This window comes from Streptomyces sp. NPDC028298, assembly GCF_055565895.1.
The window spans coordinates 1,123,166-1,144,572 of sequence record NZ_JBVHTL010000002.1; the positions used below are offsets into that span (position 1 = coordinate 1,123,166).

Here is a 21,407-nt window from a genome sequence, read left to right on the forward strand (position 1 = left end):
GTTCAGCGACATGGCGAAGTTGGGGAGGAAGGCGTCGGGCCGCTGGTCGGCCAGAGCCTGGTAGGTGTCCACGGCACGGGTGACGGCGGTGAGGGCGTCTTCCCTGCGCCCCAGGGCCGCCAGATGATTGGACTGGTTGTTCAGCGACATGGCGAAGTTGGGGAGGAAGGCGTCGGGCCGCTGGTCGGCCAGAGCCTGGTAGGTGTCCACGGCACGGGTGACGGCGGTGAGGGCGTCCTCCCTGCGCCCCAGGTCCGCCAGACAGCCGGACTGGTTGTTCAGCGAGGCGGCGAAGTTGGGGAGGAAGGCGTCCGGCCGCTGGTCGGCCAGAGCCTGGTAGGCGTCCACGGCACGGGTGACGGCGGTGAGGGCGTCCTCCCTGCGCCCCAGCTCCGCCAGACGGACGGACTGGTTGTTCAGCGAGGCGGCGAGAACTGCGGGATCGGCTGTCGGTGTGTCGTGGTGTTCGGCCAGGATTGTGGTGAGGGTGGCGGCCCATTCGCTGAGCGCGAGGGTGGCGTGCGGGATCTGGTCGCTCAGCGCCTGGAGCATTGTGATGTCTGAGGTGGTGTGGGTCAGCTTGGTGAGGGCGGCGATCAGGGGTGCCGGGTGGGGGGTTCGGGTGGCGGTGGTCAGGGCGGCCGGCGCCAGGACCGTCGGGGCACTGGCGACGGCGTCGCACAGGATGCGGCTGATCACCTCGTGGTACGGAAGGTGTTGACTGGTCCGGGCCAGGACGGTCAGAGCCTGGGTGGCCTGCCGGCCGGGAAGATGGGTGAGGATGCGAGTGAACAAGTCCGGTTCGCGACCGGCCTCCGTCCCAAGGTGGTGCTCAGCGATCCGGTCGGGCTGGAGACTGCCCCATTCCGCTCCAGCCGGTGCGGGGTACAGGTCTTTGAGCCAGGTGGCCAGCTCCCCGCGTACGCCGGCCGCGCTGTCGCCGGTCAGGCCAGGCAGGTGTGCCAGTAGAGCTCGGGCGTCGTCACGGTTGGTTGCGGGGACCATGCAGGCCAGGGCAACAGCCAGGGAACGGGTCTCCCCCCCGGCGCGTTCCCCGCACAAGCCTTGCCGACGGTCGGCGGTCTCATCCCAGTAATTGCGCTCGTGCCCCAGGAGCCTGCCTTCCAACGAGCGGGCCGGATCGGTGGGCTGCGGGGTACCGGTGGCGTCGAGCAGGGCGAGGAGCGCGGCCATCTGCACCGATAGCGGGGTGTCGAACTCCGATCCGGTCAGCGGCGGCCGGGCGGCCGGAGCAAGGACAGCAGGCAGAAGGGCCGGCCAGTCGACGGCGGGAGACAGGCGGTGCAGGCGCATGCTGAAGTCACCTGCCGCCCGTTGGAAGGCGGTGGCACGCTCGTCAGGCGTGTGGTGCAACGCTGGTACCGCGGCCACGGGCGCACTGGCCAGGGCCTGGCCGCGGCGGTGCTGGGCGGCGCGGGTCCACCAGTCGCCCGCAGCGCGCGCCAGAGCCAGCACCCGGACCGGGGCGGTGACCTGGTCGTGGTCGACAGCTTCGAGCAAGGCATGGAGTTGCTGTGTGCGGGTCTCTGCGTAGTCGACCACGATCAGCAACGGCCGGCGCACCTGCGACAGGACGCCCAAGGGCACGGTGGTGTCGGTGGTCAGGCGGATGGTCGTCCAGCCCCGGACCGCCATCCGGGCGGCGAGTTCGCCGGACAGCCGGGTCTTGCCCGCGCCACCCCGACCGGTGAGCAGCCGGGCGCGCACGAGGCTCTTGCCCCACCCCCAGACGCCGTCTGCAGCCGCACCAGCCGGGCCGGTCTGGCCCTCCTCCTTGGGCTCCAGTCGCCGCCTGGGTATGGCGAGCCCGGTCCCGGCCGCGCGAGGGGTGGGCTTGCACCAATGTTCCAGCTCCTTCAGGAGGTCGTCGCGACCCATGAAGGACACCACCGCCTGCTCGGGGCGCAGCAGGTCAGCGGGAGATTGTGGTGGCTGGGGAACGGCAAGGGGGTCGGTGACGTCCTGGAGGTCGGCGGGCTCCAGGAACATCGGCTGCCCGGTGTGCTGCTCCACCAGTCGGCGCACCCGCGGATCCGACGCGAGCACGTAGGCGGGCACGGCTTCCAGCTGGGTATGACTCCAGCCGGGCGCGTCACCGACCACCACGCCGGTCAGCAGCGCCGGCATGTCACGTCCGCTGCCGCACCACAGTGCCGCACCCGACATCCCGCCCCACGGCGAGGCCTTCTTCGCTGCCCCGCCGTCCTCCAGTGGTTCGGCGCCCATGTCCCCGACCAGGACGTAACGGTCCCGGTCCCGGCCGTTCTCTGGCAGCACACGCCCGTCCCGCTGCACCAGCGACACCGCCTGTGCGCCGGCCTTCCCGGCCTCCGGGAAACCGAGCGCCTGCGCGGGACAGGCCCGCATGGTCACCAGTCGTCCCCACCGCACCCCGGGCAACGGCCCTTCCGACAGATCCCCATCCGCCAGCAGCAGCGCCGCATCCCATCCCTGCGGTCCGTCCTCCAGCCGCCGCCACACGACCTGGCACTTCACCAGACCTGCCCGACCGGGAAGCTGCACCGACACACGGGACGGATCCTTCAGCACGTGCGCGGCCGTCAGCACCAGCCGACCCCCCAGCACATACCCCGATCCCCGCGCCTCCCCGGACCGCACCACCGTCACTCGCGCCCTGTCCACCCTGACCAGACCTTCCCACGATCACGCCAAGATCCCCGATAGACACGTACCCGCCTCACCGGCATCCCACGGGCGGTGAGGCGGGATGCGTGGCTCTACTCGCCGAAACGCGAACCCAGCAACTCGCCCGTCTCATCCGGACGGTCGGTGTTCACGTGATAGGCGCCGTTGGTCACCGTGTCCTTCGGCGTCAGCACCAGCTTCACCCGGTGCACCGACGCCTTCGACACCGACGCCTCCGCATCGGCCGACACCACCCACGCCTTCAGCCCGGCCTTGCCTTTGGCCTCCCTGCGCATCTCCACGGAGAACTCCAGCTCCACCGGCCCGACTTCAAACCGCGGGCCGGCGCTACTGCCTGCCGCCGCAGCCACCAACTCCGCACGCAGGTACTCCACAGCCTCCGCGATCCCGATCTCTTCAGCCACCTCAGACCCCTCCCTCTCGGAGACGCACAACCACCGAGCACGCTGGACAACGCACCAACGCAGACGACCCCACCGCCCCACGAGTTCCCACAACACCCCATAGGCCAAGAGATGATCGGAACCATCCGGAACTATCCTCGGTCCGACCGCAGGTGCTCGATCCGGCACGCAGAAGCGCCGACGCTGGGGGCGCCAAATCAGCCGGACCTACTTCTTCTTGCCCTGGGTTTTGCCGGAGATCTTGGTGACCTGCGTTTTCGCTGCTCAGGGGCGATGGGCTCGTAACTTGGCCGTCATCGTTGGTCGTCATTGGCCGCTGTAGAGCAACGTCGGACGGCCCAGAGACGGCCCAGCTTCAGCCCGCTCGACCGACAGCCGGCACCTTCGACACGCCCCGTCTGAACCTCAGCGCGATCGTCATGCAGGCTGCTCGTTTTGTGGACGGGGGGTCAGGAAGGCTTGACCGCCGAGACCGGGGTGACGGTCACCTTGTTGTCGCACTCGGCCCACCACCCGTCGTTCAGGGCGACCTGGTGCTTCCCGGAGTGCGGCAGCCCGATGACCATCGTCGGATACGCCGCCGGGGTCTTGCCCGACACGCAGTAGCCGTCGCCCTCCCCCTGGACTTGGACGAAGGTCAGCTTCACCCACGCCTTGCCGTGCGGCCGGACCGTCACGGTGGCCGCCCTGCCGGTGGGGGTGACCTTGAGCGGGGTGTTGTGGGCGGGGGAGCCGTTGCCGGCGCCCGCGACCGTCGGATGGCCCTTCAGGACGCACGTCTTCCGAGAGACGTTGGTGAACTGCACGACCGCCGCCCCGGTCCCGGTCCCGACGGGCGGGTGGGCGGCCTGCCGGGCGCTGACCTGGAGGGCGGAGGCCGAACAGGCGGGCGGCGGGGTAGAGGTGGTGGTGGTGCTCGCCGCCATGGCGGTGCCGGGCAGGATGCCGGTCACCGCCGCCGCGACGGCCGTGACCGCCGTCGTCGCCAGACCTGTCCTGCGAATGCCGTTGCTGTGACGCATGCTGTCGTCCCCCTGAGTCGTCTCGTCCGCGGGTTTCGGTCGTCGGTCGTTGCCCCGCGGTACGCGTGGTCGTGGTGCGTGAGTGCAGATAGGGCGGGAGAGCGGCAGGGTTCCGTGCGGCGACTGCTTGTGACGGAACAGTGACGACAGACTGCACCGTGCAGATGGCCGTTGCTGACACACCGAAGGCAACACGCCTTGGAAACAAGGGCGATGCGGCCACTCGATGTGCACCCGTCACGCTCTCAGCTTGGGAAGCTGAGGTGATCCAGGGGCGGGAGCCCTACTGACCTGCGGCGGAGTGATAACGATGCTTGGTGGGTGGGCCAACCGAACGGGCACGAGGGGGCATGGCGACTTCCCGTCAGGTGACATGACGGCTCCCTGCGCTACCAGGCGGGCCGCGGATCGTGGCGTTCTACGGAGAGGTCTTCCGGCAAGTTGCCGCCCGCGTCCGTCCGCCACAGGTACCCCGGATTCGGCGGGTAGTCCTCAGAGGGGGGAGCCGGGTCGTGAAAACGCTGGGTGCGTGGCAGCGGCACTTCGACCAGTTTGCCGTCATGAATCATCCACAGGCCGAAGCAGTCGTCCTCCTCGTCGTGGATCAGCACCTGTACTTTCCCCGGGTCGGGCCACGGAAGCGATTCGAGATGATTCAGCAGTCCGGAGCGCGGGGCCACCCGGTTGAACTCGATGACCCATCCACCGACGAACAAGTTGAGAGGCTCGAAGTGACCGCGCCAGCTACGTGACTCGTCAGGGTGGGTCAGCGGTTCCATGACCTCGTCCGCGTACGTCGCCAGCACGATGACCTGCGCGATTCTGCTCATGCTGGAGTATCGCCGGACGTCACGCGTCAAGGGCAACCCTTATCTGAGAGCAGTCCCGCCTGGCTGCTTCTCCTGGATCTGCGCGTCGTCGATCCAGGTGCCAGCAGGCTGAGTTTCGGAAACCCGCTGGTGAGGGGCCGTTTCGCGCCCTCCTTCGGCAAGTAACACCCCATCGTGGGCGGTGGGCTCTGTGCCGTCTCGGCGGCCTCCAAGCGGTGTCCGGCACGGCGGAAGGCTCGTCCCCGCATCCCAGTACGGCATCCCAGGCCGCGCTCGTTCGCGCAGGTCAGAGGGGGTGGGATGGTTGCGGCGTTGCGGGTTCGGCGGTGGTGGTTGCGGTGGGTCCTCGGTGGCTTTGAAGCTGTGGGGGTCGCACCGGCCGGGGTGGAGTTCGAGGGCCCCGGCAGCCTGGTGACGACTCCCGCCTTGTGCCCGTGTCCCGGGCATTCGTGTGCCCGCGGTCCGGCGTTCGGCGCCCGGCGCGGGCCGGGGCGGCCGTCCGCGGACCACCATTCAAGAAGGAAGACCGACATGAGCATGAACACCCACGCACGTCGTCGTCCGGGCCGCCGCGCGGTCTTCGCCGCCGGTCTCGTCCTGGCCGTCGGGCTCGGTGTGTCGACGCAGGCCCTGGCACAGGCTTCCGTCCCCGCCCCCGTCAAGGCCTCCGCGAAGGCGTCCGCCACGCTGTGGTCGGTCCACGGCTACAACGGCGACGTGGTGACCCAGGTCGCCGACTTCTACGGCGCGTACGTCGACGCGAAGGACGACCCCGCCGGCCCGGACACCGCACTGTCCAAGGCCCTGCGCGCCCACTACCTCACCCCCGCCTTCGCCAAGCGCCTCGCGGCCTGGGAGAAGAAGAACCAGGCCGACGGCGTCCTGCGAGCCCAGAACGTCCCGGCCCGGTGGACGGTCAGCGAGGGCGGCCGCGGCCTGGAGGTCGTCGTCACCCTGACCTACGGCGGCGGGGAATCGCCGACGACGACCACCCGACTCATCGTGAAGCAGGAGCCGACCGGCCGCATCACCGACATCCGCACGACGGACAGCGCCCGCGCGAAGACATCCTCGAAGGCGTCCTCGAAGGCATCCGCCGCGGTGCGGTCGGTCAGCGGCAGGACCGGTGACTCGGTGACCCAGGTCGCCGACTTCTACGGCGCGTACGTCGACGCGAAGGACGACCCCGCCGGCCCGGACACCGCACTGGCCACAGCGCTGCGCGCCCACTACCTCACCCCCGCCTTCGCCAAGCGCCTCGCGGCCTGGGAGAAGAAGAACCAGGCCGACGGCGTCCTGCGAGCCCAGAACGTCCCGGTGCAGTGGACGATCGGCGAGGGCCGCGACAGCCGTGAGGTCGCCGTCACCCTGACGTACGGCGGCGGGGAATCGCCGACGGTCACGACCGACCTCGTCGTCGAGGTGGAGCCGGTGTCCGGCGACGTCACCGACATCCGCGCCACGAGCACCCGCTGACGCCGCGCCCGCTCCGCCGGGTCCGCTTCCGGCTTCGGCCGGGTCGGCTTCCGGCTTCGGCCAGGTCCACTTCCGGCTTCGGCCGGGGGTTGGACCGGCTTCGGCCGGGGGTGGGACCGGCAGCGCGGACGACCCCCGGAACCGGCTCCTCCGGCGCACAACCATTCCGGCGACTCCGTTGTCACATCCATGACACAAGCATCCGAAGCTTGCCGCGCCCGGTGCCGTCCGACCTCCGGTGACGCGCGGCCTTCCACGGCTCATGGGGGTACGAACCACCTTGCGCAACCGCAGGATCTCCACCGCGACGGCACTCGCCGTCCTCTTCAGTTCCGTGGCCCTGACGGGCCTCGGCTCCACGGCCGCCCACGCCGACGGCAACGCCGTCCTGCCCGTCGCCTCCGTCGCCGATGTCCTCGTGGACAGCGTGCACCGGCACGTCTTCGTCAGCGACCGGACCGACGGCAAGGTCGTCGCCACCGACTACAGCGGCACCGTCGTCGGGACCTTCGGATCGCTGCCGGGGGCCGACGGCCTGGAGCTCTCGGCCGACTCGCGGACGCTGTACGTGGCCGTCGCGGGCAGCGACGAGATCGCGGCGATCGACACGGCGGGCCTCACCGAGGCCGCGCGCTACTCGACCGGCACCGCCGACGCCCCGGCGACCCTGGCCCGCGCCGGCGGGAAACTGTGGTTCGGCTACGGCACGGCGGCGAACGGCGACATCGGCTCCCTCGACCTGTCGGGCGCGGATCCCGTCCTCGCCGTGGCCCAGGACAGCGGCAGCCGCTGGTACTACGCGCCCCGGCTGGCGTCCAACCCGGCCGCGCCCGGCGTGCTCGCCGCCGCCGAGCCCGGCATCAGCCCGGCCGCCGTGGCGACGTACGACGTCTCCGGCGCGGACGCGCCCCGGCGCATGGCCAAGGGCGAGGCCGGCAGCAATCTGCGCGACCTCGCGGTGACCCCCGACGGCGACCAGGTCGTCACGGCCAGCGGCTGGCCCTACCGGCACCAGGTGCTGTCCACCACCGACCTGAAGGAAGTCGGCAGTTACCCGACCGACCCCTACCCGAACGCCGTCGACATCGCCGCGGACGGGACCGTCGCCGCCGGCATCGACGGGTACAACAAACCGGACGTCTACGTCTTCAAGCCCGGCACCACCCAGCCGGTCCGGACGTACGACTTCGCCGACACCGGTACCGGCACCCTCGTTCCGGACGGCCTGGCCTGGGAGCCGGACGGCGACCACCTCTTCGCGGTCACCGGCAACGGCAGCACGTACCGCCTCAACACGCTGAACGCGCCGACCAAGGCCGCCACCACGGTGACGGTGAACGCGCCCACGCCGGTCGTCCCCGGCAAGCCCCTGACCGTCACCGGAAAGATCACCGGCGGCGACCCATTCCCCGCCGGAACACCACTGACGATCACCCGCACCGACAAAGAGACACCCACGGGCAGAACGCTGCCCCCCGCGACGACCAACGACGACGGCACCTTCACCTTCACCGACACCCCACCCGTCGAAGGCGACGCGAAGTACACCGTCTCCTACGCCGGCGACACCACCCACGCCCCGACCTCCACCACCAGCACCGTGACCGTCGCCCGCAGCACCACCACGGTGACGGTGAGCGCGCCGGCCTCGGTGGTCCCCGGCAAGCCCCTGACCGTCACCGGAAAGATCACCGGCGGCGACCCATTCCCCGCCGGAACACCACTGACGATCACCCGCACCGACAAAGAGACACCCACGGGCAGAACGCTGCCGCCCGTGACGACCAACGACGACGGCACCTTCACCTTCACCGACACCCCACCCGTCGAGGGCGACGCGAAGTACACCGTCTCCTACGCGGGCGACACCACCCACGGCGCCGCGTCGGGCTCCGACACGGTGGCCGTCTCCCGGACCGCGACCACGGTGACGGTGAGCGCGCCCGCCACGGCCACCCGCGCCAAGCCTCTGACCGTCACCGGCAAGGTCGCGAACACCGACGCGCTGCCGGCCGGCACGGTGCTCACGGTGAAGCGGACGGACCTGGAGTCGCCGTCGGGCAAGGCGCTGGCCTCGGTGAAGACCAAGGCCGACGGCACCTTCTCCTTCACCGACACCCCGCCAGCCGGCGGCGCCGTGAAGTACACCGTCTCCTACGCGGGCGACGCGACCCACGGCGCGGGGTCGGGCTCCGACACCGTGGCCGTCTCCCGGAACGCGACCACGCTGAGCCTGAACAACAACGGCACGGTGTACTCGTACGACAAGGACGTCACCTTCACCGCACACCTGGGCACCACCTACAAGAACCGCACGGTGGAGATCTGGGCCAACCCCTTCGGCTCGGACAAGCCCGACGTCCTGGTGAAGAGGGCGACCGTCAACTCCAGCGGGAACGTCTCCGCCGTGGTGGACATGAAGCGGGACACCACGGTCACCGCGGTCTTCGCCGGTGACGCCCGCACCGCCCCGAAGTCGGTCAAGGTCACCGCGTACGCGCAGGTGAGCGTCTCCACCTCGGTCACGAAGCACTACAAGACGGGCAAGGTCGGCGGGAGCTCGGAGACGTACTACTGGTTCCGCAAGAACGTCGGCCCGCTGTTCACCACCACGATGAGCTACTACCCGGGCCGCCACCACCGGCTGGACGTCGACGTCTACGTCCAGGGCCAGTGGCACCGCGGTTTCGAGGAGTACTACGCGCTGGGCGCCGACGGCAAGAGCGTCATCGACCTCGGCTCCTCCGACGAGGCGGGCCTGCGCGTCCGGATCCGGTCGGCCTACGTCAACGACTCCTCCGGCGACACCGTCAACTCCACCACCTACAGCTCCTGGAAGTACCTCTACTTCACCAACTGACCCGAGGCGCCGGGCCGTTTCACCAACTGACCCGAGGCGCCGGGCCGTCGGCGGGGAGACCAGACGGCCCGGCGGCCGAGACTCAAGCGATTTCGATCAGAGACTGTCCTTTTCGGTCACTTCGAGGCCGCGGTCGGGTGGCAGTGGACAAGGCCGGGCGCCGAGGCGCTGCCGCTCGGCCGCGCCGACGGCCGGGCCACCGCCGACCTCGCCACCGTCGCCGCCTCACCGCCCCGCTTCACCCCGGCCCGGCTGGACGCACCCCGGCGGGGTGGTCGCACTCCGACCCGATTGGACGTGCTCCAGCCCGCTTCACCCCGTTCCGGACGGGCGCGTCAGATCGGCCGAAGATCGACGGCCGACGCCGGGAGGACCGCCGCAATCGTTGATCGCTGTCCGACTAACTCCTAGTGTCGTCAGGCCAGTTGACATTCACCAGGGAGGTTCCGTGGAAGAGCAGACAGACGAGCCGTACGTCGCTCCGATGCTGATCGAGGTCGGTGAGTTCAGCGAGGACACGCTCGGCTTCGGCGGGTGGCACCTCGACTCGATCTTCGGTCTCTACACCTGATCGACGATGCCGTTCGTGATCTTGCCGGACACGGCAGCCGCCGCGGCGATGCGGGCGCGTACGGCGCTCGCCTCGCCGCGCGCGGTGTCGCACGTGTCGGGCCGGCCGTGGCTGGTGGGTTCCTGGACGGACGACCGGATCACGGTCGCCACGGCCGGCCCGGTGCGGGTGGCGGTGATCGGCGACTGCCCGTTCGGTACGGAACGGCTGTCGGAACTGGCGGCCTCGATCACCACCGTCGCCGACGTGGACGGCCTGATACCACTGCTGCCCGGCACGGCTCACCTGGTGGTCTCGACGGGCGGCCGGGTACGTGCGCAGGGCAGCGTCAGCGGGCTGAGCCGGATCTTCCACGCCCGTCTCGACGGCGTCGATCTGGCGTCCGACCGGGCCGATGTACTGGCCGAGACGCTCGGCGCCGCGATCGACGAGGAGTCCCTGGCCGTACGGATGGCCGGCGGCCTCGCCCTGCCACCTCCGCTGAACGAGCGGTGCCTGTGGTCGGGAATCTCGTCCCTGGCCCCGGAACGCTGCCTGGTGTGGACCCGGGACCGGGCCGAGGAGCGCGTGTGGTGGAACCCTCCCGTACCGCGACTGGGCCTGAGCGACGGCGCGGTCGGCGTACGCGAGGCACTCGCCGCGGCGGTGGGGGACGGCGCGCCGCTCCGCGGACCCGTGAGTGCCGACCTGTCCGGCGGGATGGATTCGACGTCCCTGTGCTTCCTGGCCGCCCGCCACACACCGGAACTGCTGACGCTGCGCTGGGCCGAGGCCGACACGGCCAATGACGACGCCGACTTCGCCGGCCTGGCGATCAAGGCCCTGGACCGGGCCGAACACCTGGTGGTCACCCAGCGCGAGCTCCCCTCGATCTTCGACCTCGAAGGCGTACCGACCGATCCCGAACAGCCCGTGGTCACCGTCCGCGCGCTCGCCCGGTTGCACCACAACGCGCGACTGCTGGCCCACCGCGGATCCCGCCGTCATCTGGCGGGCCACGGCGGGGACGAACTGTTCGCGCCCGCCCCGGGCCACCTCGCCCCGTTGCTGCGACGCCACCCCGTGCTCGCGCTCCGACGGCTCCGCCAGAACCGGGCGCTCAAGCGCTGGCCGCTGGGCCCGGCCCTCGCGGGCATGCTGCGCCCGGGAAACGTGGCCGACTGGTGGCAGGCCCAGGCGGACGGCCTCGGCGCGCCCCGCCCGCCGCGGGCACCGGCCATGGGCTGGGGCCTGCACGCCGTACAGGTCCCGGACTGGATCACCCCGGCGGGCCGCGACCTGGTTCGCCAGTCCCTGAGAGACACCGCGCGACGGGCCCGGCCGCTGAGCGAGGATCTCGGCCAGCACCAGACCCTGCTCGCGGTGCGTACCACCGCGGCCCACTACCGGCTCATAGCGCGGGTCTTCGCCGACGCCGGAGTGCACCTGGACCTGCCCTACTACGACCAGCGCGTGATCGACGCCGTCCTCCGGGTACGGACCCACGACCAAGCCGATCCGCGGTCCTACAAGCCGCTGCTGGCCACGGCGATGCACGGCGTCGTGCCGCCGGCGATCCTGGGCCGCGCCACCAAGGGCGAATTCGGGCAGGACCTGCGCCACGGGCTCACCGAGAACCTTCCCGCGATCCTGAGCCTCTTCGGCGACTCCGCGCTGGCCGAGCGCGGGCTCGTCGACATCGACGCCCTCCGTCGCCGCCTCCTGGCGCCCCAGCGTGACCTCACCGCCGTCTTCGCGCTCGAAGCCCTGCTCGGCTGCGAACTCTGGCTGCGTGCCGCAACCCGACCCGCGGCACGGACCGCCACCACCCGCCCCGTCGCACAGACTGTGGAACCCGATGCCCCTGCACCTGCACCCTGACGTGGTCACGACCGACACCGACGGCGGCGCCGTCCTGCTGCACCTGCGCACGGGCCGCTACTTCCAGCTCAACACGACCGGTACGAGCGTGCTGCGCGGGCTGCTCGACGGCGGCACGCCCGACGACGTCGCGGCCGAACTCGTCCAGCGCCACAGGATCGGGTCCGAGCAGGCCGAACACGACGTCCACGCCATCCTGGACCAGTTGAACGCCGCCGGCCTGGTGGTGACCTCATGAGCGTCCCCGTCACCCTGGCCGAACAGCGGCGGCTGCCCCCGCACCGACGGGTACTGCCCCTGCTGGCCGTCGCCCTCGCACGGCCCCTTTCCACCGTCAGGCCCGCACGGCTGCGCCGGATCCTGGAACTCAGCCGCCGCGGCGCCAGGCCCGCCTGTGCCGACGAGGCCCTCGGCGCACGACAGGCGGTGGTGTCGGTCAGCCTGCGCTGCGCCGGCCAGCACTGCCTGCAACGCTCCATCGCCACCGCCCTGCTCTGCCGGTTCCGGGGCACCTGGCCGACCTGGTGCACCGGTGTGCGCACTCAGCCCTTCGCCGCCCACGCCTGGGTGGAAGCCGAGGACCAACTCATCGGTGAGCCCTACCCGAAGGGCCACTACCGGCCGCTGCTGACCGTCGGCCCCGTACCGGACAAGGCCGCCGACACCTGAGCCCGTCCCGGCCGGCACGCGACCTCCGACGCACGGACGCCCGACCCTGGTCGCGCGAACGCCTGAGCCCGCCCGCGGGGCTCGACGCCGAACGCGACGGCCGGACGACCGCGGTCACCCCATGGCCGCAGCCGCGCTCACCCCACAGCCACGGGTGCGCCGCCCCCTGTGACCCTCCGTGACCCCGCGCGCCCTCGCCTCGTGCCAGGACGGCCGGAGGAGCACACTTTTCTTAGGGGATTCGCCGGGGGCGGCTGCTTCGGAGGTGATCGCTATGACACAGATGACAGCGATGGAGGCACGGACCACGGTCGGCTGGCACGTCGAGCTGGAATTCCAGGAGGACGACCACCGCACGCGCGCGGCCGCCCTGCTGCGGCTTCCCGACGGCAGCGAGGTACGGGCCCACGGATACGCCAGCCGCCACCCCTCCGACTCGAACCAGCCCAGGGTCGGCGAGGAGGTCGCGGGCGCACGGGCCCTGAACGAGCTCGCCATGCAACTGCTGACCAAGGCCCACGACGAGATCGACGCGGCCTCGGGCAGGACGTCCCACACGCTGAGGTGACACCGCCGGACTCACCGAGGATCGCGACCACCCGCGAACCGCTCCGCTCCGGACCACTGGACCCCTGGACCCGTCCGGGATGTTCGGCCTGCTCCGGAGCCGATCAGACCGGACAGCGGGAGTGTCGCCCATAAACGGAACCCTGGATTCCATCTCTCCTTTGACGGCGTGCATACTTCCAGCGCCCCCGCCTCGTGCGTCGCCACGCTCTTCCGGAGAGACACGTTCATCCATGGGATTCCTCGGCCCCGTATGCCTGCTGCTCTGCTGCTGGCTCTGGTTCACCCTGCTGCCACTGCGATGGCAGAACGCCGGCCTCGCCGGCCCCGATGCCGCGTTGCAGCGTGTGCGCAGGGCAGCCGCCCGGGGGCGCTGGGAGCCCGCCGCCCGTCTCTTCGAGGACGTCGGCCAGGACTGGGAGCGCCGCTCCCTGTACGCCGATCGGCTGGGAAGCCTCGCCGCCGAGAAGAGCGACCTCTGGCTGAAGGCCTGGCAAGAGGCCCGACCCGGAGACCCGGACGCCGCCCTCGTGGTGGCGCGCACCCGAATCCAGTACGCGTGGAAGCTACGAGGCGGGGCGTTCGCGGGACACACGTCGAGCAGCCAATTCGAAGGATTCCACCGCGAGTTGCTGGCCTCACAGGCCGACATCGACCGGTCCTCGGCGCTCTGCCCCGAGGATCCCGGTCCCCTCGTCGCGGAAATACGGAGGGCGCTGGGGCTGGGCTACTCCCACGACGAGATGCACGAGTTGTGGTCCGGGATCACGGCCCGGGCGCCGTACCACTACGAGGCGCACTACAACGCCCTCCAATACTGGACCGCGAAATGGCGGGGCTCGCATCAACTCGCGCGGGAGTTCGCCGAGAAGGCGGCGGCCGACGCACCGCCAGGCAGCTTGCTGACCGTGATGCCGGTGATCGCCTGGTTCGAGCATCACAGGGCCGAACCCAGCGAGCCGGGATTCCGCAGCTCGCAGGCAACTGCGCTGGTCGACGCCGCGCTCGCCGACGTGGCACTCGCCGACCCGAACCATCCGAGGCTCCCGGAGGTGCGGCACCTGCTGGGGTACTTCCTGTACCGGCAGGGGCGGTACAAGGCAGCCAGGGACCAGTTCCGTCGGGTCGACGGCTTCACCAACGCCCTTCCGTGGCGGTACACCGGTTCCCTGCAATGGCTCCACTACCGAGCAGTCCGCACGAAGACGGCCCGCAAGGCGCTCATGTAGCCCCGGCGGGGCACTGCCCCCGTGGGTTCGCTACGGCCGCCGGTAGGCGTCGGGGTCGGCTCCCGCGTCAGGCGTCCGGGAGAAGCTCACATAGGCGGGGTACTCGGGATCGCCCACCTGCAACAGGGCAAAGAGATCCAGGTCATGGTTGGCGAACCGGTGCAGATACTGGAGGAACAACTCCAGCTCGGCAGCCGACAGCCGCTCGTCGTGCCGCTCGTTGCGCATGCGAGCACCATACGAGTCGAAGTCCGGGGGCGGCGACGGAGTTCGATCCGCCGTCGACGGGGCGGGAATCCGCTTGGCTTCCCGGTGTCAGACGTGGTTGTCATGCGTCACAGGCGTCCACGGTCGTCGGTAACGGAACCGGACGTCAGCGAAACAGTTCCGGCACCGGGCAGACTTCCAGCGGGTCATCCGGCCGGTCCGCCCAACACCACCAGACGTGCCGAGCGGCGCATCTCCACAGTGCCCGGCAGACCCGTCGGCCGTCGTCTTCCCGACGGGACAGCACAAGGCCACCGGACTTCATGGACCGGCCGCAATCGGGGCAGGCCCGGGCTTCGCTCGTCATCCGGCGCACCCTAGTGGAACAACGGCCACCCCCGGTGTCGTGGCTCCCCCTGTCACCCCACTCGTCGGACCCGCTCTCCTCGGCCTCGCGGTCCTTTCGAGGTCGCGCGCAGCGGTGAACGGGTCCTGACGGCTCCGGCGCACGCCTCTCAACACCCGCCTGCCGCCTCAGTCCCTCAGGCTGCGAAAGTGGTCCCATGCTGTTGGAACCCGAGAACACTCTGTTCATACGCGGCGCCATGCCCGTGCTCCTGCTGGCCGGCGCGCCCGTGCACGATGCCCTGCCGCCTTTGACGGCCACGGGCGGGGCTGTGCCCTCCTGCGAGGGATGGAGCATCGCCCCTCGGCTCACCCTGTGCGTCGTGGACGGACCGGGCGACCACGGACTCGTCGTGCCCTCCCTCGCTGCGCCCGTGATCGGCGCCACGGACGACGGCACGGGATCGAGCGGCATGGGCGACTGGTGTGCGGACGCGGAGCAGGCCGGCGGAGCGGTCGTCATGTCCCTCCACCAGATGCCCGAGGAACTCGACTGGTCGGCCTTGCTGTCCTCCGGCACCGCGCGCGGTGGCTTCATGCCCGCGCTCACCTGATCACAGATCCGCGGCCACCAGGCGCCCTGGCGGTCAGCGCGGTCGCGGTGGTCACCGTCCATCGCCGCGGTACCGCAGCGGCCCGTCGCCGGAAACGGCTTCCGGCGGCCTACCGGCAGAGGGCGACTCGCCGTCATACTGCCTTCCTCCATGCCTGGTCGGCAGCGACTCGGTGATCTGAGCGGAGGGGGAACGCGATGCCGCTGGAGTTCGGGTTGTGGCGCGTGGACGACAAACCCGTACGAGTCGCCACACGGCCGATGCCCCTGGAGTCTCGCCTCGAGGAACTCATCGAGGGTGATCCCGGCATCCTGGGACATCCGCTGCTGCTGATAGGCCGCCAAGTGCTGACGCAGTACGGCAAGGTCGTCGACCTCCTGGGCATGGATGCCGAGGGCGGTCTGCACGTTCTGGAGCTCAAGCGAGACCGGACGCCCCGCGAGGTGGTGGCTCAGGTTCTCGACTACGGTTCCTGGGTCCAGGAGCTCACGAACGACCAGATCCGCGACATCTACGCTTCCTACGCCCGCGGCAGAGGACTGGCGGAGGAATTGGACGAAGCGTTCGCGCTGCGTTTCGGTGGCACCCCTCCCGAAGCTCTGAATTCCACTCACGCCCTCACCATCGTGGCCGGCGAGATCGATGCGGCGACGGAGCGGATCGTCACCTATCTGGCCTCCGGGTTCCAGGTCCCGGTCAACGTGCTCTTCTTTCGCTACTTCGAGGACGAGGGACGCTCGTATCTGGCTCGCACCTGGTTGATGGACGAGGTCGAGGCCGCGGTCCCCTCGGGTGGAGCGAAGGGCAGAGGGAAGCAGGAGCCGTGGAACGGGACGCATTGGTACGTGTCGTTCGGCGACGAGCCCGGCAGCAGGAACTGGAACGACGCCCTTCGCTACGGGTTCGTGTCGGCGGGTGGCGGAGAGTGGTTCTCCCGGACGATCCGGTCGCTGCCACTCGGGGCGCGGGTTTTCACGCACATCCCCAAAGTGGGCTACGTGGGCGTCGGCACGGTCTCCGGGGAACCACAACCGTTCGAGGACGCCGTCCTCGGCGTCGACGGTGAAGCCCGGCGAATGACCGATCTCTCGCTGGCGGGCACCTACCGACGCCCCACGGGGAGCGCGGAGCGGGAAGGGGACGATCCGCGCGAATGGATCGTCCCGGTCAGCTGGGAGCGTGCCGTGCCGCGAGAGGAGGCCCTGTGGCGCGCGGGCTTCTTCGCCAACCAGAACTCCGCCTGCAAGCTCCGAGCCCGGTTCACGATCGAAGAGGTCTCCCGCCACTTCGGCGTCGATCAGGACACCTCCGACGCCTGACAGGACGTGGCGGCCCGCGCCCTCAGCCGCCACCGCCGCAGGACCTTCCGGCGCCCCGGTGACCATTTTTCGTCACGGGGACCGGCGAACTCCGTGGACAAGCCGTCCCGGCACACGCGGACCGGACGGCGGCGCTCCGCGATGGGATCCGGCGCCGGACCGCGACGGAAAGCGTTCCCGATTGATCATCGGGAAGGCGTTCGGTATCTCGTCACATCGAGTGAACCCTGCTCCGACCAGCAAAAAGCCCTCCCGAAGGGGAGGGCGGAGACTGGCGCCCCCGGCAGGACTCGAACCTGCGGCCAAGCGCTTAGAAGGCGCCTGCTCTATCCACTGAGCTACGGGGGCCGGTTGTGTCGGCCTGTGTCCTGGTGCCCGGGTGTGGGCGGATCCGTGACCTTGCCGGGGACAAGGATAGGGCTCCCACATCCCTGTCCCTCGCGCTTCGCCTCCGTGGCTCGATGTGGAGGTTGCGTGAAGCGGTCCTGATAATCGCAGGCGGGTACGAATCGTGCACCGCTTTTGGCGCCTCGCGCATCGGGTGTTGTGCACTCGTTATGCCTGCGCCCCAGTCATCCCTTCCGCCCCGTGTGTCCTGTCGGCGCGCAGACATACCCATATGCTTCAGAAAGACTCCAAAATTGGGCATTCTTCGCATGTGGTGACCTTGGACGTACGGCCTCAGCTGCTCGACGCACTTTCCGCCCTGCGCGACCGTGTCGCCGCCGCACGCTTTCCGCTGCCCCTGGCAGGGGCTCCACGCGCGCGTGCCAACCGCGACGAACTGCTCGCACAGCTCGACGACTATTTGGTGCCCCGGTTGAGAGAACCCGAAGCACCCCTTCTCGCCGTCATCGGAGGGTCCACCGGTGCCGGCAAGTCCACCCTCGTCAACTCCCTTGTGGGGCGCCGGGTCAGCGAAGCGGGCGTCCTGCGCCCGACGACCCGTACCCCGGTGCTGGTGTGCCATCCGGAGGACCATCACTGGTTCAGCGGAATGCGCGTGCTGCCCCAGCTCACGCGCGTGTGGATGCCCCATCGGGAGCCCGGCGACGATCTCCCCGCCACCACCGAACGCGGCGAGCGCGTGCTGCGGATCGAGACCGCCGACACGCTCCCCCGCGGCCTCGCCCTCCTCGACGCGCCCGACGTCGACTCCCTGGTGGCCGAAAACCGGGTACTGGCCGCCGAACTGATCTGCGCCGCCGACATCTGGGTGATGGTCACGACGGCCGCGCGGTACGCGGACGCCGTGCCCTGGCATCTGCTGCGTACCGCCAAGGAGCAGAAGGCCACCCTGGTGACGGTCCTGGACCGGGTGCCGCACCAGGTGCTGTCCGAGGTCTCCCGGCAGTACGGCGCGCTGCTCACCAAGGCCGGGCTCGGCGAGGCACCCCGCTTCACCGTGCCCGAGCTGCCCGAGTCCGCCTGGGGCGGAGGTCTGCTGCCGGCCACGGCCGTCGCCCCGCTGCGTACGTGGCTCACCCACCAGGTCCAGGACCCGGGGGCCCGTCACGGGGCCATGGCCCGTACCGCCCATGGTGTCCTCGACTCGCTGAAGGCGCGGATGCCGGAACTGGCCAGTGCCACCGCCGCGCAGTACGCCGCCGCGACCCGGCTCACCGCCGCGGTCGACGGGGCGTACGACAGCGAGCACGCACGCGCGAAGGGACGCCTGCAGGCCGGAGCCGTGCTCTCCGGGGACGCGCTCAAGCGCTGGCGCGCCTACCCCCTCGACTGCACCGCCGAGGAACTGCTGGACGCGCTCGTCGAGAGCCTGTCGGCCCTGCTGCTGTGTTCCGTCACGGCCGCCGACGAACGCGTGGACGACGCCTGGCGCCGTGAACCGGCCTCGGCCGCGCAGGGGCTGACGGACCGTGATCCGGCGCTGGAGAGCGCGGAGCACCGGATCGGTATGGCCGTACGGCGCTGGCGGCGCGTCCTGGAGGAGTACGCCGAGGACGAGGTGCGCGATCTCGACAAGAGCGTCGCGCCGGACTCCGCGGTCGTCGCCGCGCTGGTCGCCACCGCGCTCCTGGGCGGCCGCAGGGCGCGCAACGCGGGCGAGGGACTGGCCGAGCGGATCGGGGCCCACGGCGCGCTGCGGCTGCGCGACAAGGGCGGCCGGCTGCTCACGGACCTCGTCGACAGGGCACTGCAGACCGAACGCGAGCGCCGGCTCGCGCCCCTCGAAGCGCTCGACGTCCATCCGGAACCCCAGGCCGAACTCATCGCCGCGCTGTCCGTACTGCAGAAGGAGAGGTGACCGCGGTGACTGCCGTCACTGACCACACGGATCAAGCCGATCGTCCCGGGGACGGGGGGACCGGAGACGGAGGCCCCGGGGACGGGGGACCCGGAGTCGGGCGTCCCGGAGACGGGCGGCCGGAGGACGGCCGTCCCGCCGAGGGCCACTCCGCGGACGGCGTGGGCGAGAACGCCACCTCCCGCGACAACGCCGCCTCCCGCGAAATCACCCCTTCCCAGACGGTCGCCTCGGACGACAAGCACACCGACCGCGCGGAGGGTGCGGAGGGTACGGACGGCGTGAACGGCGTGAACGGTCTGAACGGCGCGGACCGTGCGGCCCCTTCCGGTGCTCGGTCCCTGGAAGGCGCCGGAGAGGCCGCCGGGGCGGCCACCGGGGGCGACCGGGCGGGTGGCGGCGTACGGACCGCACGGAGCGACGGTACGAGCGGACAGGGCGCCTCTCGGGACGCCTCCTCCGGAGCGGAGCCCCCCGCGCGTGGGGAGGGCGACGACCCGGCACGCTCGGAGGACGGCCCCGTCTGGGACGACGGCCTCATCGCGCGGCGCGTGACGGAGGCGGCCCCGGCCCGGTACCAGACGCCGTTGGCGGAGACCAGGACAGCCGTCCCGGCGGTGCCCGCCCCCCTCGCGTACGACGGGCCGCTGCGCTCGCGCCTGGACGCGCTCCGCGAACTGGTGGGACTGTCCCGCGCCCGGCTCGACAGCGGAACGCTCGCCGAGGCGGGCCGGGTCCTGGACGAGGCGGCGGCCCGCCGCAGACTCTCCGGGGAACACACGGTCGTCGCCATCGCCGGCGCCACCGGCAGCGGCAAGTCCCAGCTCTTCAACGCGCTCGCGGGCGTGGCGATCTCGGAGACCGGCGTCCGCAGGCCGACCACCTCGGCGCCGATCGCCTGCACCTGGAGCGACGGCGCGGCCACCCTCATCGACCGGCTCGGCATCCCCGGGCGGCTGCGCAGACGCCCGTTGCAGAGCGCCGAGGCGGAGGCACAGCTCCGCGGCCTGGTCCTGATCGACCTGCCCGACCACGACTCGGCGGCCGTCCAGCACCGCGAGCAGGTGGACCGGGTCCTCCGGCTGGTCGACGCCGTCATCTGGGTGGTGGATCCGGAGAAGTACGCCGACGCCGTGCTCCACGAGCGCTATCTGCGGCCGCTCGCCGGGCACGCCGAGGTCACCTTCGTGGTCCTCAACCAGGTGGACCGGCTCCCCGGAGAGGCCGCCGACCAGGTGCTCGACGATCTGCGGCGACTGCTGGACGAGGACGGCGTCGCGCTCGGCGAGTACGGGGAACCTGGCGCGACCGTCCTGTCGCTGTCCGCGCTCACCGGCACCGGGGTCCCCGAACTGCGGGAGTGTCTCGGCCAGTTCGTGGCGGACCGGGGCGCGGCCGCGCGGCGGATCTCGGCCGACCTCGACGCGGCCGCGGCGCGGCTGCGCCCCATCTACGCGACGGGACGGCGGGTCGGTCTCAGCGAGGAGGCGCGGGACGAGTTCGCGGACCGGCTCGCGGACGCGGTCGGCGCCGTGGCGACCGGCGAGGCCGCCGAACGGTCCTGGCGCCGCAACGCCAACCGCGCCTGCGGCACCCCCTGGCTGCGGCTGTGGCGCTGGTACCTGGAGCGGCGCGAACCCCCGACCGGGCGGCTGCCCGTGCGCGCTCCCGCGGACGAGGAGGCCACCGCCCGCCAGCGGGTCGAGCAGGCGGTGCGGACGGTCGCCGAACGGGCCGCGTACGGGCTTCCCGCACCCTGGGCGCAGGCGGTGCGCGAGGCGGCCGTAAGGGGCGCGCAGGGGCTTCCGGAGGCGCTGGACGACATGGCGGCGCGCGCGACGGCACCGGCCGGACGGCCGCCGCGTCCCGGCTGGTGGCCCGTCGCGGTGCTGGCGCAGGCGGCGATGACGATCGTTCAGGTCATCGGCGGGCTCTGGCTGGTGGGCCAGATCATCGGGGTCATGGCGCCGAACCTCGGGGTCCCGGTGCTGCTGATGGTGTCGGGCATCGTCGGCGGCCCGGCCGTGGAGTGGGCCAGCAGAATGGCGGCCCGCGGGCCGGCCCGGCGGTACGGCCTGGAGGCGGAGAGACGATTGCGCGAGGCGGCCGCGGCGTGCGGCAGAGCCCGGGTGCTGGATCCCGTGGCGGCGGAACTGCTGCGGTACCGCGAGGTGCGGGAGCAGTACGGGCGGGTCGTCGGAACGGTGCCGGCGGGGACGGCGGGGACGGCGACGGTGGGTGCCGCCGTCGGGTGAGCCGGCCGGGCGGCCGACCCGGGCATCCGCTCGCGCGGCCGACCCCGGCTACCCCCTCGGGTGGCCGACCCGGGCCATCCCGTCCGCTGGTCAACCCGGGCTACCCCCTCGGGCGGCCGACCCGGGCCATCCCGTCGGGCGGCCGACCCGGGCCATCCCGCCCGGTGGCCTGGTCCCGTACCCCGTCGGGTGGCCTGGTCCCGTACGCCGCCGAATGGCCTGCGC

At 71.2% G+C, this 21,407-nt stretch carries 17 protein-coding genes and 1 tRNA gene; 12 read left to right on the plus strand and 6 right to left on the minus strand.

Features of this window, described 5'->3' with window-relative positions; translation table 11 throughout:
* The 4 genes from ACZ4TO_RS13435 to ACZ4TO_RS13450 all read right to left on the minus strand — a co-directional run.
* Window positions 1–2,589, minus strand: a 2,589-nt coding sequence (locus ACZ4TO_RS13435; RefSeq protein WP_468024202.1) for a tetratricopeptide repeat protein, incomplete at its 3' end; no start/stop codon positions are given.
* A gap of 170 nt (window positions 2,590–2,759) precedes the next feature.
* Complete coding sequence (locus tag ACZ4TO_RS13440) at window positions 2,760–3,092, minus strand: trypco2 family protein (protein WP_382789644.1); 333 nt, start codon at window positions 3,090–3,092, stop codon at window positions 2,760–2,762.
* A gap of 449 nt (window positions 3,093–3,541) precedes the next feature.
* Window positions 3,542–4,114 (minus strand): DUF4232 domain-containing protein, encoded by a 573-nt coding sequence (locus ACZ4TO_RS13445; RefSeq protein WP_382789647.1) that lies wholly within the window; start codon window positions 4,112–4,114, stop codon window positions 3,542–3,544.
* Window positions 4,115–4,503: 389 nt separating this feature from the next.
* Window positions 4,504–4,944 (minus strand): hypothetical protein, encoded by a 441-nt coding sequence (locus ACZ4TO_RS13450; protein ID WP_382789650.1) that lies wholly within the window; start codon window positions 4,942–4,944, stop codon window positions 4,504–4,506.
* 531 nt (window positions 4,945–5,475) lie between these two features.
* On the opposite strand from ACZ4TO_RS13450, the gene ACZ4TO_RS13455 reads away from it, so the two are divergent.
* From ACZ4TO_RS13455 to ACZ4TO_RS13490, 8 genes are all read left to right on the plus strand, one after another.
* Window positions 5,476–6,420, plus strand: coding sequence for a hypothetical protein (locus tag ACZ4TO_RS13455; RefSeq protein WP_468024203.1), 945 nt, complete (start codon window positions 5,476–5,478; stop codon window positions 6,418–6,420).
* Window positions 6,421–6,682: 262 nt separating this feature from the next.
* Complete coding sequence (locus ACZ4TO_RS13460) at window positions 6,683–9,280, plus strand: YncE family protein (RefSeq protein ID WP_468024204.1); 2,598 nt, start codon at window positions 6,683–6,685, stop codon at window positions 9,278–9,280.
* A gap of 448 nt (window positions 9,281–9,728) precedes the next feature.
* Complete coding sequence (locus tag ACZ4TO_RS13465) at window positions 9,729–9,851, plus strand: lasso RiPP family leader peptide-containing protein (RefSeq protein WP_382789658.1); 123 nt, start codon at window positions 9,729–9,731, stop codon at window positions 9,849–9,851.
* A 6-nt stretch (window positions 9,852–9,857) separates the two neighbouring features.
* Window positions 9,858–11,711 (plus strand): asparagine synthase-related protein, encoded by a 1,854-nt coding sequence (locus ACZ4TO_RS13470; RefSeq protein WP_468024205.1) that lies wholly within the window; start codon window positions 9,858–9,860, stop codon window positions 11,709–11,711.
* The gene (locus tag ACZ4TO_RS13475) at window positions 11,689–11,949 is read left to right on the plus strand and encodes a lasso peptide biosynthesis PqqD family chaperone (protein ID WP_382789664.1); all 261 of its coding nucleotides are present in this window, start codon (window positions 11,689–11,691) and stop codon (window positions 11,947–11,949) included. Before ACZ4TO_RS13470 ends, ACZ4TO_RS13475 begins: the two co-directional genes overlap by 23 nt.
* A complete protein-coding gene (locus ACZ4TO_RS13480) occupies window positions 11,946–12,380 on the plus strand; it encodes a lasso peptide biosynthesis B2 protein (protein WP_468024206.1) in 435 nt (144 codons plus the stop codon). Before ACZ4TO_RS13475 ends, ACZ4TO_RS13480 begins: the two co-directional genes overlap by 4 nt.
* 283 nt (window positions 12,381–12,663) lie before the next feature.
* Complete coding sequence (locus ACZ4TO_RS13485; protein ID WP_382790438.1) at window positions 12,664–12,948, plus strand: DUF1876 domain-containing protein; 285 nt, start codon at window positions 12,664–12,666, stop codon at window positions 12,946–12,948.
* Window positions 12,949–13,180: 232 nt separating this feature from the next.
* Window positions 13,181–14,176 (plus strand): tetratricopeptide repeat protein, encoded by a 996-nt coding sequence (locus tag ACZ4TO_RS13490; protein WP_468024207.1) that lies wholly within the window; start codon window positions 13,181–13,183, stop codon window positions 14,174–14,176.
* A gap of 30 nt (window positions 14,177–14,206) precedes the next feature.
* Here the strand turns inward: ACZ4TO_RS13490 and ACZ4TO_RS13495 are convergent, their stop codons facing one another.
* Complete coding sequence (locus ACZ4TO_RS13495; RefSeq protein ID WP_385045024.1) at window positions 14,207–14,404, minus strand: hypothetical protein; 198 nt, start codon at window positions 14,402–14,404, stop codon at window positions 14,207–14,209.
* A 542-nt stretch (window positions 14,405–14,946) separates the two neighbouring features.
* Here ACZ4TO_RS13495 and ACZ4TO_RS13500 point away from each other — a divergent pair.
* Window positions 14,947–15,342: a hypothetical protein gene (locus ACZ4TO_RS13500; RefSeq protein ID WP_468024208.1), complete on the plus strand. Its 396-nt coding sequence runs from the start codon at window positions 14,947–14,949 to the stop codon at window positions 15,340–15,342.
* Window positions 15,343–15,539: 197 nt separating this feature from the next.
* Entirely contained in the window at window positions 15,540–16,661 is a 1,122-nt protein-coding gene (locus tag ACZ4TO_RS13505) for an endonuclease NucS domain-containing protein (protein WP_468024209.1), read from the plus strand.
* Window positions 16,662–16,933: 272 nt separating this feature from the next.
* On the opposite strand, the gene ACZ4TO_RS13510 is transcribed toward ACZ4TO_RS13505, so the two are convergent.
* A tRNA-Arg gene (locus ACZ4TO_RS13510) sits at window positions 16,934–17,009 on the minus strand.
* Between the two features lie 310 nt (window positions 17,010–17,319).
* On the opposite strand from ACZ4TO_RS13510, the gene ACZ4TO_RS13515 reads away from it, so the two are divergent.
* Window positions 17,320–18,927 (plus strand): dynamin family protein, encoded by a 1,608-nt coding sequence (locus tag ACZ4TO_RS13515; RefSeq protein WP_382789673.1) that lies wholly within the window; start codon window positions 17,320–17,322, stop codon window positions 18,925–18,927.
* Window positions 18,924–21,182 carry a YfjP family GTPase gene (locus tag ACZ4TO_RS13520; protein WP_468024210.1) on the plus strand — a complete coding sequence of 753 codons (2,259 nt, stop codon included), beginning with the start codon at window positions 18,924–18,926 and terminating at the stop codon, window positions 21,180–21,182. The genes ACZ4TO_RS13515 and ACZ4TO_RS13520 overlap by 4 nt, the downstream gene beginning before the upstream one ends.
* Window positions 21,183–21,407 lie beyond the last annotated feature (225 nt).

Excerpts from the sequence above, each read along its gene's own strand:
- ACZ4TO_RS13445 (WP_382789647.1), bottom strand. The coding sequence starts at position 4,114 with ATGCGTCACAGCAACGGCATTCGCAGGACAGGTCTGGCGACGACGGCG.
- ACZ4TO_RS13450 (WP_382789650.1), bottom strand. The coding sequence starts at position 4,944 with ATGAGCAGAATCGCGCAGGTCATCGTGCTGGCGACGTACGCGGACGAG.
- ACZ4TO_RS13455 (WP_468024203.1), top strand. The coding sequence starts at position 5,476 with ATGAGCATGAACACCCACGCACGTCGTCGTCCGGGCCGCCGCGCGGTC.
- ACZ4TO_RS13460 (WP_468024204.1), top strand. The coding sequence starts at position 6,683 with ATGGGGGTACGAACCACCTTGCGCAACCGCAGGATCTCCACCGCGACG.
- ACZ4TO_RS13470 (WP_468024205.1), top strand. The coding sequence starts at position 9,858 with ATGCCGTTCGTGATCTTGCCGGACACGGCAGCCGCCGCGGCGATGCGG.
- ACZ4TO_RS13475 (WP_382789664.1), top strand. The coding sequence starts at position 11,689 with ATGCCCCTGCACCTGCACCCTGACGTGGTCACGACCGACACCGACGGC.
- ACZ4TO_RS13480 (WP_468024206.1), top strand. The coding sequence starts at position 11,946 with ATGAGCGTCCCCGTCACCCTGGCCGAACAGCGGCGGCTGCCCCCGCAC.
- ACZ4TO_RS13485 (WP_382790438.1), top strand. The coding sequence starts at position 12,664 with ATGACAGCGATGGAGGCACGGACCACGGTCGGCTGGCACGTCGAGCTG.
- ACZ4TO_RS13490 (WP_468024207.1), top strand. The coding sequence starts at position 13,181 with ATGGGATTCCTCGGCCCCGTATGCCTGCTGCTCTGCTGCTGGCTCTGG.
- ACZ4TO_RS13495 (WP_385045024.1), bottom strand. The coding sequence starts at position 14,404 with ATGCGCAACGAGCGGCACGACGAGCGGCTGTCGGCTGCCGAGCTGGAG.
- ACZ4TO_RS13500 (WP_468024208.1), top strand. The coding sequence starts at position 14,947 with ATGCTGTTGGAACCCGAGAACACTCTGTTCATACGCGGCGCCATGCCC.
- ACZ4TO_RS13505 (WP_468024209.1), top strand. The coding sequence starts at position 15,540 with ATGCCGCTGGAGTTCGGGTTGTGGCGCGTGGACGACAAACCCGTACGA.